The organism is Type-A symbiont of Plautia stali, from assembly GCF_059731155.1.
In genome coordinates, this window is sequence record NZ_AP035891.1 from 2,661,315 (window position 1) to 2,676,663 (window position 15,349).

Genomic DNA, 15,349 nt, shown 5'->3' on the forward strand with positions numbered 1-15,349 from the left:
TGTAGCGGAAAAAGCGGAGGGGGAAAGCAATTGCTGCAAAAGGGCCGGACAACCGGCCCTGGTCACTACTTAGCCGAGGATATCGGCCAGCTGTGCACTCCCTTCGGTCACCTGGCGGGTGCCGTCGATTTTGTGGTATTCGGTGTTACCGGCTTCGGCTTCTTTGCTGTAGTAAGCAATCAGCGGCGCGGTCAGCTGATGGTATTCAACCAGACGCTTACGCACGGTCTCTTCCTGGTCATCTGTACGCGTGGTCAGCTCTTCGCCGGTCACGTCATCTTTACCTTCCACTTTTGGCGGATTGTATTTGATGTGGTAAACGCGGCCTGACGGCGCATGCACGCGACGACCTACAATGCGATCGACAATCAGTTCGTCCGGTACGGCGAACTCGAGCACGTAATCTACCTTGATGCCCGCCTCTTTCATGGCGTCAGCCTGCGGAATGGTGCGTGGGAAACCATCGAGCAGAAAGCCGTTTTTGCAGTCTTTCTGCGCGATACGCTCTTTAACCAGCGCAATCACCAGCTTGTCCGTTACCAGTTTACCGGCATCCATGATGGCTTTCGCCTGCTGGCCCAATTCGGTGCCGGCTTTGACAGCCGCACGCAACATGTCGCCCGTGGAGATCTGCGGAATACCGTATTTCTCCATGATGAATTGAGCCTGAGTGCCCTTACCTGCGCCCGGTGCCCCGAGCAGAATAATACGCATTGCGTAATTCCCCTTGCGAATCGCATTGATCAATCTGAGAAGGCCAAGAACATACCATTATGACCCGCACACCACAAGGCAACGGGCCCCCCGGGCGCTGAAAGGCCTACTTTGACCTGCTTTAGCGCTGTGCGCCAGTAGCACGCGCGTTTTTAAGAATTTCGGCTGTCTCTGAGCACCTCGCGCAGCCGTTTTTTTTGCGCAGCGATGACGTTCTGCGGCTTATTGCCGTTGCCGCGCACGCTGACCGGCAAAAACAGGCGATGCGGCGCGGGCAGCAACTGCATATCCGCGGGCAACGGTGGCAGCGCACTGCCGGGCGGCAAGGGCAGCAGAGCAAACGGCAGGCCGGGCTGGTGAATCGACTGCATTGTGAACGGCGTATCCAGCGTCAGGCTGTCGACACTGGCAACGTTGAAGGGCTGCCAGTCGTCCTGCGCCATGTGCTCCAGCGCGCGTTCCGGCGCATCACCCAGCGCCAGCCCCTGTTCGAACAGCCGCAGTTCGCTGCGGACCAGCGTACTAAAATCATGAGTACGCAGCGCAATCAGCACCAGCTCGTCGCTCAGCATCGCATGCTGATTCAGTTGGGTGACAAACAGTCGTGCCTCGCTGATGAGTCGTTTATGCAACACGCTGGCGAAGGAGCCGGACGCGTGCGTCACGCCCTAGCTCTGGCAGGCACTCAGATTGCGCACCCGACCCTGCTGCATATCGACGTGATCGACCAGCGCGATATTGCCCGCCATCATCGGCAGGGCCGGCAGCACGCTGAGTTCGCTGACCGGATATTGCGCGGCGTAGCGCGTCTGATTGCGCGCCTGCTCCTGGCGCAGAAACAGTTGCGAGAGCAGCACGCGCGCGATGTGCAGTGAAGGGGCAAAAAACAGATCGTAATTTTCCAGCCGATAGTGACGGGACAGCAAGCCACGCAGCCGATCGCGCGCCGCCGCCCTGGCAGTAGCCTGTTGTGAAGTCATCACGTGACATTTCTCTTGGTTATTCTGCTGTGTGAAGCTGGCGCTGGCAGCAGACATCGCCGCTGCTGTACACAGCGAAGCCGGTCCGTCAACCCGCCAGATTAAGCAGGAAAGGTTAGGTTAATGCGGCTGGACATTAAAATGATATAAACTGACAATCCCTATTAGGTTTTTACACAGGGGATGAGTATGACCGCGCTTCCGTCGTTACGTGCACTGCACTATTTTCATCAGGCGGCGCTGCATTGCAGCTTTAGCGTCGCGGCCGAATGTCTCCATGTCACCCACAGCGCCATCAGCCATCAGATTCGCCAGCTGGAGAGCTGGATGGGCAAACCCTTGTTCATCCGCACTAACGGGCGCGTGCGCTTAACCTCTCACGGCGAACGTCTGCTGGTGAGCTGCCAGAAAGCCTTTAGCGAACTCTCCACCACCTGCGTAAGTATTCGCACTGGGATGCGCAATCATCTGAGCGTTGCCTGTACCCCGAGTTTTTTATCCCAGTGGCTGATTCCGCGCATCAGCAGCTTTTACCAGCGCTATCCCGATATTGAAGTGCAATTCCAGCCGCAGGGCGATATTGCTCAGCTGCGCAGCGAACACACCGATGTGCTGATCCTCAGTTATGAACAGGCGCCGGACGACGACATTGATGCCTCGCTCATCAGCGATGATTACGTCGGCCCGCTGTGCGCCCCACAGTACGCGGCGCGTTTTCACAGCGAGCAGGATCTGGCGTCGCTGCCGCTTTTGCACGCCGATACCCGCCTGCAGGCCTGGGCCGAATGGGCGAAGATCAGCGGCGTGCGCGGTAATTTTTGGCTGGGCAAACATTTCGATAATTTGACGCTGGCGATTCAGGCCGCGAGAAACGGGCTGGGCGTGATTGTGGCGCCGCGCCTGCTGGTGCGTCAGCAGCTGAACGACGGCACGCTGATTGCGCCGCTGGGGTTTGTGCGCGCCGACCGTGCCACCTGGATGATGACCAAGCGGTCACGCCAACACGATGCGGAGATTACGTTGTTCCGGGATTGGTTGCGGGATGAAGCGCTGAAGTAAGCAAGGGCGGCATAAATAAAAAAGGTCGTCATCAATGACGACCTTACGGATGCCGGTGACAGGTAACCTGTAGGGTCGGCATTCATGCCGACCGTTTCGATTACCGCACCGCGTTACGCCGTCAGCAACTGATTCATGCGGCGGATAAACTGGTTAGGATCGTCCAGCGTGCCGCGCTCGGCCAGCAGCGCCTGATCCAGCAGCAGTTCAACCCATTCCGCAAAGCGCGCTTCATCCTGCGTATCAGCCACGCGTTTCACCAGCGTATGCTCCGGATTGATCTCAAAGATGTACTTCACTTCCGGCACGTCCTGACCGGCCGCGGCGAACAGCTTAGCCATCTGCGTGGTCATTTCGTTGGCGTCGGTGGTCACAATCGCCGGCGTGTCGGTGAGGCGATGGGTCAGGCGCACCTCTTTGACGCGCTCGCCCAGCAGGGTTTTCACGCGATCAACAAACGGCTCCAGCGCTTTTTCCGCTTCCGTCTCTTCGTCCGCCAGCTTGCTCAGCGACTCATCCGCTTTGCTCACCGACTGGAACGCTTTGCCATCGAACTCAGTCAGGTAGCTCATCATCCACTCGTCGATACGATCGGACAGCAGCAGGACCTCGATGCCTTTCTTACGGAACAGCTCCAGATGCGGGCTGCTTTTCGCTGCGGCGTAGCTGTCGGCAGTGATGTAGTAAATCTTCTCCTGCCCTTCAACCATGCGGCTAACGTAATCTTCCAGCGAAACGGTCTGCGCCGCGCCTTCGCTCTGGGTGGTGGCGAAACGCAGCAGTTTAGCAATCGCCCCCTGGTTGGCATGATCTTCCGCCGGGCCCTCTTTCAGCACCAGACCGAACTCTTTCCAGAACTGCTGATATTTCTCGGCGTCGTCTTTGGACAGTTTTTCCAGCATCTGCAGGCTGCGTTTGGTCAGCACGGCGCGCAGGCTCTGCGTGACACGGCTGTCCTGCAGGATTTCACGGGAGACGTTGAGCGGCAGATCGCTGGAATCAATCAGGCCACGCACAAAGCGCAGGTAGTTCGGCATGAACTGTTCCGCGTCATCCATGATAAAGACGCGCTGCACGTACAGCTTCAGACCGTGCTTGCTGTCGCGGTTCCACATGTCGAACGGAGCACGCGACGGGATGTACAGCAGGCTGGTGTACTCCTGCTTGCCTTCGACGCGGTTGTGGCTCCAGATGGCCGGATCGCTGAAATCATGGGCGATGTGTTTGTAGAACTCGTTGTACTCTTCGTCGCTGATTTCGCCTTTGTTACGCGTCCACAGCGCCTGGGCTTTGTTGATCTTCTCCCAGGTGACGGTATCGTTCTCTTCGTCTTTGGTCTCGATCTCCACCGGCAGCGCGATGTGATCGGAATATTTGCTGATTACGTTGCGCACGCGCCACGCGTCGAGGAAGTCATCTTCGCCTTCACGGAAGTGCAGCGTAATTTCGGTGCCGCGATAGGCTTTCTCAATCTCCGCCAGCGTATACTCGCCTTCGCCGGCGGATTCCCAGAACACGCCTTCGTCGGCTTTGGCGCCCGCGGCACAGGTGCGTACCGTCACTTTGTCAGCCACGATAAACGCCGAGTAGAAACCGACGCCGAACTGGCCGATCAGCTGGCTGTCTTTCGCCTGATCGGAACCCATCGATTCCAGAAACGCTTTGGTGCCGGATTTCGCGATGGTACCGAGGTTTTCAATCACCTCATCACGGCGCATACCGATGCCGTTATCGCTCAGCGTCAGCGTGCGTTTTTCCTTGTCGACCGAGATACGCACGCGCAGCTCGCCATCGCCTCCGTACAGATCCGGCGTCGACAGTGCGCGGAAGCGCAGCTTGTCAGCCGCATCGGAGGCGTTGGAGATCAGTTCATGCAGGAAAATCTCTTTGTTTGAATAGAGGGAATGGATCATCAGGTGCAGAAGTTGTTTTACCTATGACTGGAAGCCACGCGTCTCTTGTCCTTTCATGGTCATTGCTACCTCAACAGAATCGGGGTTGATCAATTGTTGAGAGTGAAATGGGGATGGCGGTGAGAATTTCAAGCCGGTATTGCAGCAGGATACCGGCAAGTGGTCAGAATTTAATCTTGTGCCGTCCGGCAAGCGAGTGCGACAGCGTTGTGCCGTCGACCATTTCCAGTTCACCGCCGACCGGAACCCCGTGCGCAATGCGGCTGGCGTCAACGCCATACTGGCCGCACAGCTCGGCGATATAGTTAGCCGTGGCTTCGCCTTCCACCGTTGGGTTGGTGGCGAGGATCACCTCCTGCAGCGTCTCACGTTCAAGGCGCTGCTCCAGCCGATCCAGGCCAATATCCTGCGGGCCGATGCCGTCCAGCGGCGACAGATGGCCCATCAGCACAAAATAGCGACCGCCAAACTGGCCGGTCTGCTCGATGGCGTGGATATCCGCCGGGCTCTCCACCACGCAAATCTGGCCGTTTTGCTGACGGCGGGGATTGGCGCAGATGGTGCAGATCTCCTGCTCGGTGAAGGTGCGGCAGTCGGAACAGTGGCCGATCTCTGCCATGGCGCGGGTCAGCGCTTGCGCCAGGCACATGCCACCGCTGCGATCGCGCTGTAACAGATGAAACGCCATGCGCTGCGCCGATTTCGGGCCAACGCCCGGCAAACAGCGCAGCGACTCCATCAAAGCTTCAAGCAGTGGACTGGTTTGCATCAGAACGGCATCTTGAAGCCAGGCGGCAGCTGCATACCGGCAGAGACGGACGCCATCTTCTCTTTCTGCGTTTCATCAATACGGCGCGCCGCATCGTTGAACGCCGCAGCGATCAGATCTTCCAGCATCTCTTTGTCATCTTCCAGCAGGCTGGGATCGACTTCCACGCGGCGGCAGTTGTGCGCACCGTTGATGGTCACTTTGACCAGGCCAGCCCCTGATTCTCCGGTGACTTCCAGTGCGGCGATCTCTTCCTGAACCTTGGCCATTTTATCCTGCATCTGCTGGGCCTGTTTCATCAGGTTGCCCAATCCGCCTTTACCAAACATAGTTTTCTCTCTCTGCTGGGGCTGCGCGCAACGCTGCGCGACAGCGTGATCATACGGGTCGGATACTCTCTTCATCCAGGTCCGCATCAAAGAAGCGACGCAGCGTCTGAATGTGGGTATCGCTTTCGATCGACTGACGCGCCTGCGCCAGTTTCTCTTCATAAATGGCCTGACGCCACTCCAGCGGCGTCAATACCGCCGGATTATCGTCTTCCACGATGGTCAGTTCAACCGTCTGGCCGGCCGCCTGGCTCAGCGCGTCCTGAATCGCCTGGCGCGCCGGGGCAGAGTTGAGATGACGCTGGCTGCTGCGCAAATGCAGCGTCACGCCCTGCTCATTCACCTCTTTCCACGCGTTCAGCGCGACCTGCTGGACCAGCTTCGGCAGCGTCAGCGTGGCGATTTCCGCCGCCCAGGCGTCGCGCTGCAGCGCCTCTTCCGCCAGTTTGAGCGCCAGCTCTGGCGTTTTCTCATGCTCCAGCGCAGAACGCAAGGCTTTTGGCGTCGCCACTGGCTCCGGCTTGCTCTCCTCCTGCTGCTGGGCTTTCCAGCGATACGCTTCCGGTTTCGCCGGCGCTTTTACCGCCGGCTCAGACGCGCGCTGTTGCACGCGCTCGGTGACGCTTGCCAGACGTTCCAGCGCCGGGTTTGCCGGCCGCGCGGAACGCGCTGCCGGCTCACTCTTTTTTGCTTTGCCGGCTCCCTGACGCAGCAGTTGCGTCCGCGCCTGTAACAGCTGACTGATGGCGTCGGGCAAATTATCGGGGGCCGGTGCCATATTGGGATAATCATAGGCCGGCGGCGGCGACTCATCCAACGGCGGTGCCATCTGCAGCTGCGCGGCCACAGCGGGTGCGGCTTTGGTCTGGGGCGCTGGCGCGGCAACGGCCGGTGCGGCCTGCGGCGTCAGCGACGGGCGCGCTACCGGTTCAGCGATGGTGGCCTGCGGATGAAACGCCAGCGCACGCAGCAGCGTCATTTCCACGCCCAGCCGGCGATCCGGCGCCAGCGGCAAATCTTTGCGCCCCATCAGCAGCGTCTGGTAATAGAGCTGAACGTCAGCAGGCGGCAGCACGCGCGCCAGTTCGCGCAGGCGCTGCGCCTGGCTGGCATCATCTTCGCCAAGCGAGCTGGGCAGCAGCTGGACCATCGCGATACGGTGCAGCAGACGCAGCATCTTCACCAGCAGCGCCTCCCACTCCACGCCGCGCGATGCGGCCTGATTCAGCAGCGCCATCACCTGTTCGCCGTTGCCTTCCACCAGCGCTTCAATCAGCGCCAGCGGCTGTTCATCATCCAGCGTGCCCAGCATTTGCGCCACGCTGTCGCGCGTGACGCTGCCCTGCCCCATGGCAATCGCCTGATCGGTCAGGCTGAGCGCATCGCGCATACTGCCGTCGGCAGCGCGCGCCAGCAGATGCAGCGCGCGCTGCTCGGCGTCAATCTGCTCCTGCTGCAGCACGTGCGCCAGCTGCTGCTGAATCTGTTCGACGTCGAGGGCTTTCAGGTGGAACTGCAGGCAGCGCGACAGAATGGTTACCGGCAGCTTCTGCGGATCGGTGGTCGCCAGCAGGAATTTCACGTGCGACGGCGGCTCTTCCAGCGTTTTCAGCAGCGCATTAAAACTATGGCGCGACAGCATGTGCACTTCATCGATCAGATAGACCTTAAAGCGCCCGCGTGCGGGCGCATACTGCACGTTATCCAGCAGGTCGCGCGTGTCTTCCACTTTGGTGCGCGAGGCGGCATCGATTTCAATCAGATCGACAAAGCGCCCCTGTTCAATCTCGCGACAGTTATCGCACTGTCCACAGGGCGTGGCCGTTATACCAGTTTCGCAGTTGAGGCCTTTGGCCAGCAGACGCGCAATCGAGGTTTTCCCCACGCCGCGCGTGCCGGAAAACAGATAGGCATGATGGATGCGTCCCAGTGACAACCCGTTGGCCAGCGCCGTCAGCACATGTTCCTGACCGATTACGTCGGCGAAAGCCCGGGGACGCCATTTTCGCGCAAGTACCTGATAGCTCATGTGGATTCAATCACTGGAGTTGTTTAACCTGGCACAGCAGCACGCTCAGTTGCGCCGATTCTGCCGTGGGACTTAGGGGAAAAATGCGGTGACGCAAACCCTGTTTATTTTGACAGGAGTGTAACAGCCACAGCCGGATATGCCTATACCCGAGATACGTTGCGCGCTGCGCTTAAGGGCGGAATACACGTGTCAGGGAGTGCGAAGAGAGGCGCCGCCGGGCACCAGGGCTGGCGGCGCGATGGCCTTAGTGGCCGGGGAAGTTGACCAGGCTGTAGCAGTCGATACCCAGCGCGTTCAGGCGCGCTTCGCCGCTTAAATCAAACAGGTTGATCACGAACGCGGCGTCTTTGACCTCACCGCCCGTACGACGAATCAGTTTCACCGTGGCTTCAAGGGTGCCGCCGGTAGCCAGCAGATCGTCCACCACCAGCACCACATCGCCGGGTTTGATGGCGTCTTTGTGCAGTTCCAGCGCGTCTGAACCGTACTCCAGTTCATAGCTTTCGCTGAAAGTTTCACGCGGCAGTTTGCCCGGTTTGCGCACCGGCACAAATCCCACGCCCAGACCCAGCGCAACCGGCGCTCCGAACAGGAAGCCACGCGCTTCGGTGCCCACCACTTTGGTGATGCCTTTATTACGATAACGCTCCACCAGAATGGCGATCGCTGCGGCATACGCCTGCGGATCTTCCATCAGACTGGTGACGTCACGGAACAGGATGCCCGGCTTCGGATAGTCAGGAATGCTTTTGATGCTGTTTTTGATCAGTTCAAGCTGCTGCGCAGTTGCGGTCATATAAGGTTACGCTTGGAAAAATATCTAAAACGCGCAGCTCCCACAGCGCCAATACCCGGAAACCGGGTTAAGCGAAGTCGTTTCTCAAAGGGAAGCCACGCACGAAGATGCCCAAATCTAAGCAAACAGCCGGCTAAATGCAACCCTGATGCTACGGTTCGTGCGGGTTCGCACTTTCTGCTACAACCGGTATGCGCCACAGCATGAGCAGCAGCAGCGCCAGCATCACGCCGAGCAGGATGCGCAGCCACAGCAGCTTCACCAGCCAGATTGAAACCGCAAAGGTGATGACAATCAGCAACATGGCGCGGCTTTTGGCACTGGACGGCATGGCGCGATGCTGCTGCCAGTGGCGCAGATAGCGGCCAAACGGCGAGCGCCACAGCAGCCAGTGGTGAAAGCGCGGCGACGAGCGGGCAAAACACCAAGCGGCCAGCAACACGAATGGCGTGGTCGGTAGTAAAGGTAATACAATGCCCAGCGTGCCCAGCACAATCGCCAGCCAGCCAAGGCTTAAAAGTAAAATGCGCTGCATGCCAGATGCCTGAAAAATGTCACAACAGCGCTACGTTAACACAGACGGAATCGAAGTGATGCCTCAACTGCCCGCCTAACAACGTCTGCACGCAATGATTGACACGCTGCGCCAGCAGATTGCGCAGCAGCCGGACGGTAGCTGCCGTCAGCCGCGCTTTGACGCGCAGCTGTTTCGCTGCAAAGGCACGCGGCTGGCTGACTATCTGCAAGAGCTGCAGCACAATGCGGCGCAGCTCGTGGCGTCCGACAGTGATGCGTCGCGCCGCCAGTGGCTAGCGCAGAAGGTGCTGGACCAGATTGCCGCGCTGCAGCGCGAGTGCAGTAGCCATCAACTGCGCGTGGTGCGTGAACGGCCGCGTCGCGATCCGCTGCAGCCGAAGCGTGATGAGTACCGCGGCTACGAAACGCGACTGCTGGCCATGCTGCAGCAACGCGAACAGCACCTGACACGCTGCCGCGCCGCGCTGCATAAACTGGAGATCGCGGCGCAGCCGTAAGCCGTTCGCTTTCCTCTATACTGGAAACAGCGCTGACGGGAGGAGAAGCATGACCCTTATCATCTGGATTATTATTGGCCTAGCTGCCGGCTGGCTGAAGCGGAGGGTGTTTCCCGGCCGTCCCGGCGGACTGGTGCCGACGCTGGTGCTGGCGGTGATCGGCGCGCTGATTGGCGGCTACATCGCCACTTACTTCACCACGGGCGACCTCGGTACGCTGCATCCGACGGGCTTTGCCGTGGCGCTGGCCGGTGCCCTGCTGATGCTGCTGGTCGCCGCTAAACTACGCATTTAGGAGACACTATGACGCTGGATACCGCGCCGGATGACATCAAGCTGGCGGTCGATTTAATTCAGCTGCTGGAGGAAAACCAGGTGCCCGCGGCCACAGTGCTGGCTGCGCTGGCGATTGTCCAGCGCGATTATGAGCAGAAGCTGGCGGCCGAGCGCACCACTTAGCGCGTGCCGGCGAGCGTCGGGCTCAGGCGCAGCATATCTATGAATGCCTCGACCAGCTGCGGTGCTTCACTCACCAGATCAAAACTTTGCGGATTGAATAACCAGCTCTCCATCATGCCGCTGATGTAGCCGCGCATCAGCAGCGCCGCCTGACGGGTGTTGAGGCTGGCCGGAAGCTGCCCGGCCTCAATACAGCTGCGCAGCACCTCTTCGAGGCGGTCATAACACGCCTGCAGCATCCCCTGCTGCATCGCCATTAACGTCGACATTTCGCCAACGAACTCACATTTATGGAAGATAATCTCCATTAATGCGCGTCTTTGTGGATCCTTTGCTGTGGCTTCAAGGATATAGATCAGCATCGAACGCATTACAGAAAGTGGATCGCCAGGGTATTTTGTCTGATACTCAAGTTCCACATCGTCGAGCCCGGCGTCGCAGCGCAGCCAGATCTCCTGTAACAGATCGGCTTTATTTTTAAAATGCCAGTAGATAGCGCCGCGCGTGACGCCAGCGGCCGTGGCTATATCCGCCAGTGAGGTGGCGGCCACACCGTGTTCAGAAAAGTGAGCTAAAGCGGCATCCAGAATTTGATGTCGCGTTTCAAGTGCTTGCGCTTTGGTTTTTCGTGCCATAGAGGACTGTTTTTACAAACTGGCAAGTTTACATACATTTGTGAATGTATGTACCATAGCACGATCCGTGTTTTAACGCAGCAATGGGTTTAACGGTTTGTGATCCATTGATCATTTGATATCGGACACTAGAGGTTTATTTATGAATAAAAACAGAGGATTCGCGCCTCTGGCGGCCGCCGTGATGCTTACAGGCAGCTTTTTGTTAACAGGATGTGATGATAATAAATCCCAGCAAGCCGCCCAGCAGCAGCCCCCGGAAGTGGGTGTTGTCACGTTAAAAAACGAGCCCCTGAAAATCACCACCGAACTGCCAGGCCGTACTTCGGCGTTCCGCGTGGCTGAAGTGCGTCCACAGGTGTCAGGTATCATTCTCAAGCGTAATTTTGTTGAAGGCAGTGATGTCAAAGCCGGCAATTCGCTGTACCAGATCGATCCCGCCACCTATCAGGCCGCGTACGACAGCGCAAAAGGCGATTTAGCCCAAGCTCAGGCCAACGCGCGCGTTGCCCAGCTGACGGTGAATCGTTACAAGCCGCTGCTGGGTACCAAATATATCAGCCAGCAGGACTACGATAACGCCGCAGGCACCGCCGCGCAGACCGCCGCAGCCGTACAGGCGGCGCAGGCCAATGTGGAAACCGCCCGCATTAACCTGGCGTACACCAAAATGACCTCGCCAATCAGCGGCCGCATTGGTAAATCCTCCGTGACAGAAGGTGCGCTGGTGTCGAACGGCCAGACCACCGCGCTGGCGACCGTGCAGCAACTCGACCCGATGTACGTCGATGTGACCCAATCCAGCGATGATTTCCTGCGCCTGCGCGGCGAGCTGGAATCCGGTCAGCTGAAACAAAACGACGGTAAAGCTAACGTTACCCTGCTGATGCAGAACGGTAGCGCATACAGCCAGCCGGGCACACTGGAATTCTCTGATGTTACCGTGGATGAAACCACCGGCTCGATTACCCTGCGCGCGATTTTCCCGAATCCGGATCATCGTTTGCTGCCGGGCATGTTCGTGCGTGCACGTCTGGATGAGGGCACCAACCCGACTGCGCTGCTGGTACCGCAGACCGGCGTAACCCGCACGCCAACCGGTGAAGCCACCGCGATGGTGGTGGGCGCGGATAATAAAGTCGAAGTGCGTAAGATTACCGCTAACCAAGCGTTTGGCGGCAAATGGCTGGTGACCGATGGCCTGAAAGAGGGCGATCGCGTGATTACCGTCGGTATTCAGCGTGCTAAACCGGGTGCTCAGGTGACGCCGCAGGAAGTCAAAGATGATGCCAAAGCCGCACCGGAATCTCAGTCTGCTAAATCATCGTCATAAACAGGAGCCGTTGATACATGGCTAAGTTCTTTATCGATCGCCCCATTTTTGCTTGGGTGCTTGCCATCATTATTATGCTGGCGGGGGCGCTATCGATTATCAAACTGCCGATCGAGCAATATCCCAACGTTGCGCCGCCGGCAGTTGAAATCCAGGCATCATATCCGGGTGCAGACGCGAAAACGCTACAGGATTCGGTAACGCAGGTTATCGAACAGAATATGAACGGCATCGACAGGCTGATGTATATGTCCTCGAGCAGTGACTCTTCGGGTACGCTGACGCTGACGCTGACCTTCCAGTCTGGCACTGACGCCGACATTGCTCAGGTGCAGGTGCAGAACAAACTGCAGCTGGCGATGCCACTGCTGCCGCAGGAAGTACAGCAGCAGGGGATTCAGGTGAAAAAATCCTCCAGCAGCTTCCTGATGCTCGCCGGTTTCGTCAGCGAAGATGGCAGCATGACGCAGAACGACATCTCAGACTACGTAGCGTCGAACATCAAAGATCCGATCAGCCGTACGCCTGGCGTCGGTGATACTCAGGTGTTTGGTGCGCAGTATGCGATGCGTATCTGGCTCGATCCGCACAAGCTTAACAACTACCAGCTGACGCCAGTGGATGTGATCAGCGCGCTGCAAACCCAGAACACCCAGGTGGCCGCCGGTCAACTGGGCGGTACCCCACCGGTGCCGGGTCAGCAGCTTAACGCCTCGATCATTGCCCAGACGCGTCTGACCTCGACTGAAGAGTTCGGTAACATCATGCTGAAGGTCAATCAGGACGGCTCACAGGTGCGCCTGCGCGATGTCGCGAAGATTGAACTCGGCGGTGAAAACTACGAGAGCATTGTCCGCTATAACGGCAAACCAGCGTCCGGTATCGGTGTCAAACTGGCGACCGGCGCCAACGCGCTGGATACCGCCGACGCGGTGAAAGCGGAACTGACCAAGCTAAAACCGTTCTTCCCGGCCGGCATGAAAACCGTTTACCCGTACGACACCACGCCATTCGTTAAGATCTCCATTTTCGAAGTGGTGAAAACGCTGTTCGAAGCCATCGTGCTGGTGTTCCTGGTGATGTATCTGTTCCTGCAGAACTTCCGCGCGACGCTGATTCCTACCATCGCCGTTCCGGTGGTGCTGCTGGGCACCTTTGCCATCATCAGTGCCTTTGGCTACTCGATAAACACCCTGACGATGTTCGGCATGGTGCTCGCCATCGGCCTGCTGGTGGATGACGCCATCGTGGTGGTGGAAAACGTTGAGCGCGTCATGGCGGAAGAAGGATTACCGCCGAAAGAAGCCACCAAACGCTCGATGGAACAGATCCAGGGCGCGCTGGTTGGCATCGCGCTGGTGCTGTCAGCGGTATTTATCCCGATGGCGTTCTTCGGCGGCTCAACCGGGGTTATTTATCGTCAGTTCTCGATCACCATCGTTTCGGCGATGGCGCTGTCGGTGCTGGTGGCGTTGATTCTGACGCCAGCGCTGTGTGCCACCATGCTGAAGCCCATCAAAAAAGGCGAACACGGCAAAACCACCGGTTTCTTCGGCTGGTTTAACCGCCTGTTTGATAAGAGCACCAACCATTACGTCGACAGCGTCGGCCACATTGTGCGCAGCACCGGCCGCTATCTGCTGATTTATCTGCTGATTGTGGTCGGCATGGCCTACCTGTTCCTGAAACTGCCTACCTCGTTCCTGCCGGAAGAGGATCAGGGGCTGTTACTGGCGCAGGCGCAGCTGCCTGCCGGTGCGACCCAGGAACGTACGCAGAAGGTGCTGGATCAGGTTACGGATTACTTCCTGACCAAAGAGAAAGACAGCGTGAATTCGGTGTTTACCGTTAACGGCTTTGGCTTCGCCGGTCGTGGACAGAACACCGGTATCGCCTTCGTCAGCCTGAAGCCATGGGATGAGCGTGGTGATGCCAGCCTGAAAGTGCCGGCGATTGCCGGACGTGCGATGCAGGCGCTGGGTCAGATCAAAGATGCCATGGTGTTCCCGTTCAACCTGCCGGCCATTATCGAACTGGGTAACGCCACCGGTTTCGACTTCCAGCTGATCGATCAGGGTAACCTCGGCCATGAGAAGCTGACCGCCGCGCGTAACCAGCTGTTTGGCATGATTGCCCAGCATCCGGATACGCTGGTGGGCGTGCGTCCGAACGGGCTGGAAGATACGCCGCAGTACAAACTGATGATCGATCAGGAAAAAGCGCAGGCGCTCGGTGTGTCGCTGTCCGACATCAACACCACGCTGGGTGCGGCCTGGGGCGGTTCTTACGTCAACGACTTCATCGACCGCGGTCGCGTGAAGAAAGTGTACGTGATGGGTCAGGCCGACTCGCGCATGCTGCCGGATGACATCAGCAAATGGTACGTGCGCAACAGCGCCGGGACCATAGTGCCGTTCTCTGCCTTCTCTTCGGCGAAGTGGCAGTATGGTTCACCGCGTCTGGAGCGCTACAACGGTCTGCCATCAATGGAGATTCTTGGTCAGGCGGCGCCGGGCAAGAGCTCGGGTGATGCCATGAACCTGATGGAGAGCCTCGCCTCGAAGCTGCCTGCGGGTATCGGCTACGACTGGACCGGCATGTCCTATCAGGAACGCCTGTCCGGCAACCAGGCGCCTGCACTGTACGCCATTTCGCTGATTGTGGTGTTCCTGTGTCTGGCCGCGCTGTATGAGAGCTGGTCGATTCCGTTCGCGGTCATGCTGGTGGTGCCGCTGGGTGTGATTGGCGCCCTGCTCTTCACCACGCTGCGCGGTCTGAGTAACGACGTGTACTTTGTGGTGGGTCTGTTGACCACCATTGGTCTCTCGGCGAAGAACGCCATCCTGATCGTTGAATTCGCCAAGGATTTGATGGAGAAGGAAGGCAAAGGGCTGGTCGAGTCGACGCTGGAAGCCTCACGTATGCGTCTGCGTCCGATTCTGATGACGTCGCTGGCGTTCATCCTCGGCGTACTACCGCTTGCGATCAGCAGCGGTGCCGGCTCCGGCGCACAGAACGCCGTCGGTACCGGCGTAATGGGCGGGATGGTGACGGCCACCGCGCTGGCGATCTTCTTCGTGCCGGTGTTCTTCGTAGTGGTGCGCCGCCGTTTCAGCAAGAACAAGTCTGAGCTGGAACAGGACCATCCGGTCGATCACACTCACTGATATTTTCTCTCTGCTAAAAGGCCGCGCAAGCGGCCTTTTTTATTGCGCACTCCCCTGCCCCGCACGTTCCATGACAAATCCGCACCTAAAGCGTGGTTGCAATCCTGCTGCGTGAGGTTCATAATATTA

14 protein-coding genes, 1 pseudogene and 1 other annotated feature are annotated in these 15,349 nt (G+C 58.5%); of the genes and pseudogenes, 6 read left to right on the top strand and 9 right to left on the bottom strand.

The window, feature by feature from the left end; genetic code table 11:
• Positions 1–69 precede the first annotated feature (69 nt).
• Both adk and AC6I8M_RS14190 read right to left on the bottom strand, forming a co-directional pair.
• Entirely contained in the window at positions 70–714 is a 645-nt protein-coding gene (gene adk / locus AC6I8M_RS14185) for an adenylate kinase (protein ID WP_010616873.1), read from the bottom strand.
• Between the two features lie 152 nt (positions 715–866).
• Positions 867–1,751: pseudogene (locus AC6I8M_RS14190) on the bottom strand (DUF6024 family protein).
• Between the two features lie 132 nt (positions 1,752–1,883).
• Here AC6I8M_RS14190 and AC6I8M_RS14195 point away from each other — a divergent pair.
• Positions 1,884–2,753, top strand: a complete 870-nt coding sequence (locus tag AC6I8M_RS14195) for a LysR substrate-binding domain-containing protein (RefSeq protein ID WP_010616872.1) — start codon at positions 1,884–1,886, stop codon at positions 2,751–2,753.
• 113 nt (positions 2,754–2,866) lie between these two features.
• On the opposite strand, the gene htpG is transcribed toward AC6I8M_RS14195, so the two are convergent.
• The 6 genes from htpG to AC6I8M_RS14225 all read right to left on the bottom strand — a co-directional run bounded on the left by htpG (position 2,867) and on the right by AC6I8M_RS14225 (position 9,127).
• Complete coding sequence (gene htpG / locus AC6I8M_RS14200) at positions 2,867–4,675, bottom strand: molecular chaperone HtpG (RefSeq protein ID WP_318285152.1); 1,809 nt, start codon at positions 4,673–4,675, stop codon at positions 2,867–2,869.
• A 154-nt stretch (positions 4,676–4,829) separates the two neighbouring features.
• Positions 4,830–5,435 carry a recombination mediator RecR gene (gene recR, locus AC6I8M_RS14205; RefSeq protein ID WP_010616870.1) on the bottom strand — a complete coding sequence of 202 codons (606 nt, stop codon included), beginning with the start codon at positions 5,433–5,435 and terminating at the stop codon, positions 4,830–4,832.
• Positions 5,435–5,764 carry a YbaB/EbfC family nucleoid-associated protein gene (locus tag AC6I8M_RS14210; RefSeq protein WP_010616869.1) on the bottom strand — a complete coding sequence of 110 codons (330 nt, stop codon included), beginning with the start codon at positions 5,762–5,764 and terminating at the stop codon, positions 5,435–5,437. Before AC6I8M_RS14210 ends, recR begins: the two co-directional genes overlap by 1 nt.
• Positions 5,765–5,813: 49 nt before the next feature.
• Positions 5,814–7,793 carry a DNA polymerase III subunit gamma/tau gene (gene dnaX / locus AC6I8M_RS14215; protein ID WP_058948831.1) on the bottom strand — a complete coding sequence of 660 codons (1,980 nt, stop codon included), beginning with the start codon at positions 7,791–7,793 and terminating at the stop codon, positions 5,814–5,816.
• Positions 6,411–6,472 (bottom strand) — a sequence feature (DnaX frameshifting element). It overlaps the preceding gene by 62 nt.
• A gap of 247 nt (positions 7,794–8,040) precedes the next feature.
• Positions 8,041–8,592 carry an adenine phosphoribosyltransferase gene (apt, locus tag AC6I8M_RS14220; protein ID WP_010616868.1) on the bottom strand — a complete coding sequence of 184 codons (552 nt, stop codon included), beginning with the start codon at positions 8,590–8,592 and terminating at the stop codon, positions 8,041–8,043.
• 151 nt (positions 8,593–8,743) lie between these two features.
• On the bottom strand, positions 8,744–9,127 hold the full coding sequence (locus AC6I8M_RS14225) for a DUF454 family protein (protein WP_010616867.1): 384 nt from the start codon (positions 9,125–9,127) through the stop codon (positions 8,744–8,746).
• Positions 9,128–9,212: 85 nt separating this feature from the next.
• Between AC6I8M_RS14225 and priC the strand changes: the two genes are divergently transcribed.
• From priC to rsmS, 3 genes are read left to right on the top strand one after another with little or no spacing between them, the layout of a single operon-like run.
• A complete protein-coding gene (priC, locus tag AC6I8M_RS14230; protein WP_318285153.1) occupies positions 9,213–9,626 on the top strand; it encodes a primosomal replication protein PriC in 414 nt (137 codons plus the stop codon).
• 49 nt (positions 9,627–9,675) lie between these two features.
• Positions 9,676–9,921, top strand: coding sequence for a GlsB/YeaQ/YmgE family stress response membrane protein (locus tag AC6I8M_RS14235; protein WP_010616865.1), 246 nt, complete (start codon positions 9,676–9,678; stop codon positions 9,919–9,921).
• A gap of 8 nt (positions 9,922–9,929) precedes the next feature.
• On the top strand, positions 9,930–10,085 hold the full coding sequence (rsmS, locus tag AC6I8M_RS14240; RefSeq protein WP_010616864.1) for a pleiotropic regulatory protein RsmS: 156 nt from the start codon (positions 9,930–9,932) through the stop codon (positions 10,083–10,085).
• Here the strand turns inward: rsmS and acrR are convergent.
• Entirely contained in the window at positions 10,082–10,720 is a 639-nt protein-coding gene (gene acrR / locus AC6I8M_RS14245) for a multidrug efflux transporter transcriptional repressor AcrR (RefSeq protein WP_010616863.1), read from the bottom strand. The two genes, rsmS and acrR, sit on opposite strands and share 4 nt — an antisense overlap.
• 142 nt (positions 10,721–10,862) lie before the next feature.
• Between acrR and AC6I8M_RS14250 the strand changes: the two genes are divergently transcribed.
• Both AC6I8M_RS14250 and AC6I8M_RS14255 read left to right on the top strand, forming a co-directional pair.
• The gene (locus AC6I8M_RS14250; protein ID WP_010616862.1) at positions 10,863–12,053 is read left to right on the top strand and encodes an efflux RND transporter periplasmic adaptor subunit; all 1,191 of its coding nucleotides are present in this window, start codon (positions 10,863–10,865) and stop codon (positions 12,051–12,053) included.
• A 17-nt stretch (positions 12,054–12,070) separates the two neighbouring features.
• The gene (locus AC6I8M_RS14255) at positions 12,071–15,220 is read left to right on the top strand and encodes a multidrug efflux RND transporter permease subunit AcrB (RefSeq protein ID WP_010616861.1); all 3,150 of its coding nucleotides are present in this window, start codon (positions 12,071–12,073) and stop codon (positions 15,218–15,220) included.
• Positions 15,221–15,349: the final 129 nt, after the last annotated feature.

Coding starts and splice junctions, on each gene's coding strand:
- adk (WP_010616873.1), bottom strand. CDS start 714: ATGCGTATTATTCTGCTCGGGGCACCGGGCGCAGGTAAGGGCACTCAG.
- AC6I8M_RS14195 (WP_010616872.1), top strand. CDS start 1,884: ATGACCGCGCTTCCGTCGTTACGTGCACTGCACTATTTTCATCAGGCG.
- recR (WP_010616870.1), bottom strand. CDS start 5,435: ATGCAAACCAGTCCACTGCTTGAAGCTTTGATGGAGTCGCTGCGCTGT.
- AC6I8M_RS14210 (WP_010616869.1), bottom strand. CDS start 5,764: ATGTTTGGTAAAGGCGGATTGGGCAACCTGATGAAACAGGCCCAGCAG.
- dnaX (WP_058948831.1), bottom strand. CDS start 7,793: ATGAGCTATCAGGTACTTGCGCGAAAATGGCGTCCCCGGGCTTTCGCC.
- apt (WP_010616868.1), bottom strand. CDS start 8,592: ATGACCGCAACTGCGCAGCAGCTTGAACTGATCAAAAACAGCATCAAA.
- AC6I8M_RS14225 (WP_010616867.1), bottom strand. CDS start 9,127: ATGCAGCGCATTTTACTTTTAAGCCTTGGCTGGCTGGCGATTGTGCTG.
- AC6I8M_RS14235 (WP_010616865.1), top strand. CDS start 9,676: ATGACCCTTATCATCTGGATTATTATTGGCCTAGCTGCCGGCTGGCTG.
- rsmS (WP_010616864.1), top strand. CDS start 9,930: ATGACGCTGGATACCGCGCCGGATGACATCAAGCTGGCGGTCGATTTA.
- acrR (WP_010616863.1), bottom strand. CDS start 10,720: ATGGCACGAAAAACCAAAGCGCAAGCACTTGAAACGCGACATCAAATT.
- AC6I8M_RS14250 (WP_010616862.1), top strand. CDS start 10,863: ATGAATAAAAACAGAGGATTCGCGCCTCTGGCGGCCGCCGTGATGCTT.
- AC6I8M_RS14255 (WP_010616861.1), top strand. CDS start 12,071: ATGGCTAAGTTCTTTATCGATCGCCCCATTTTTGCTTGGGTGCTTGCC.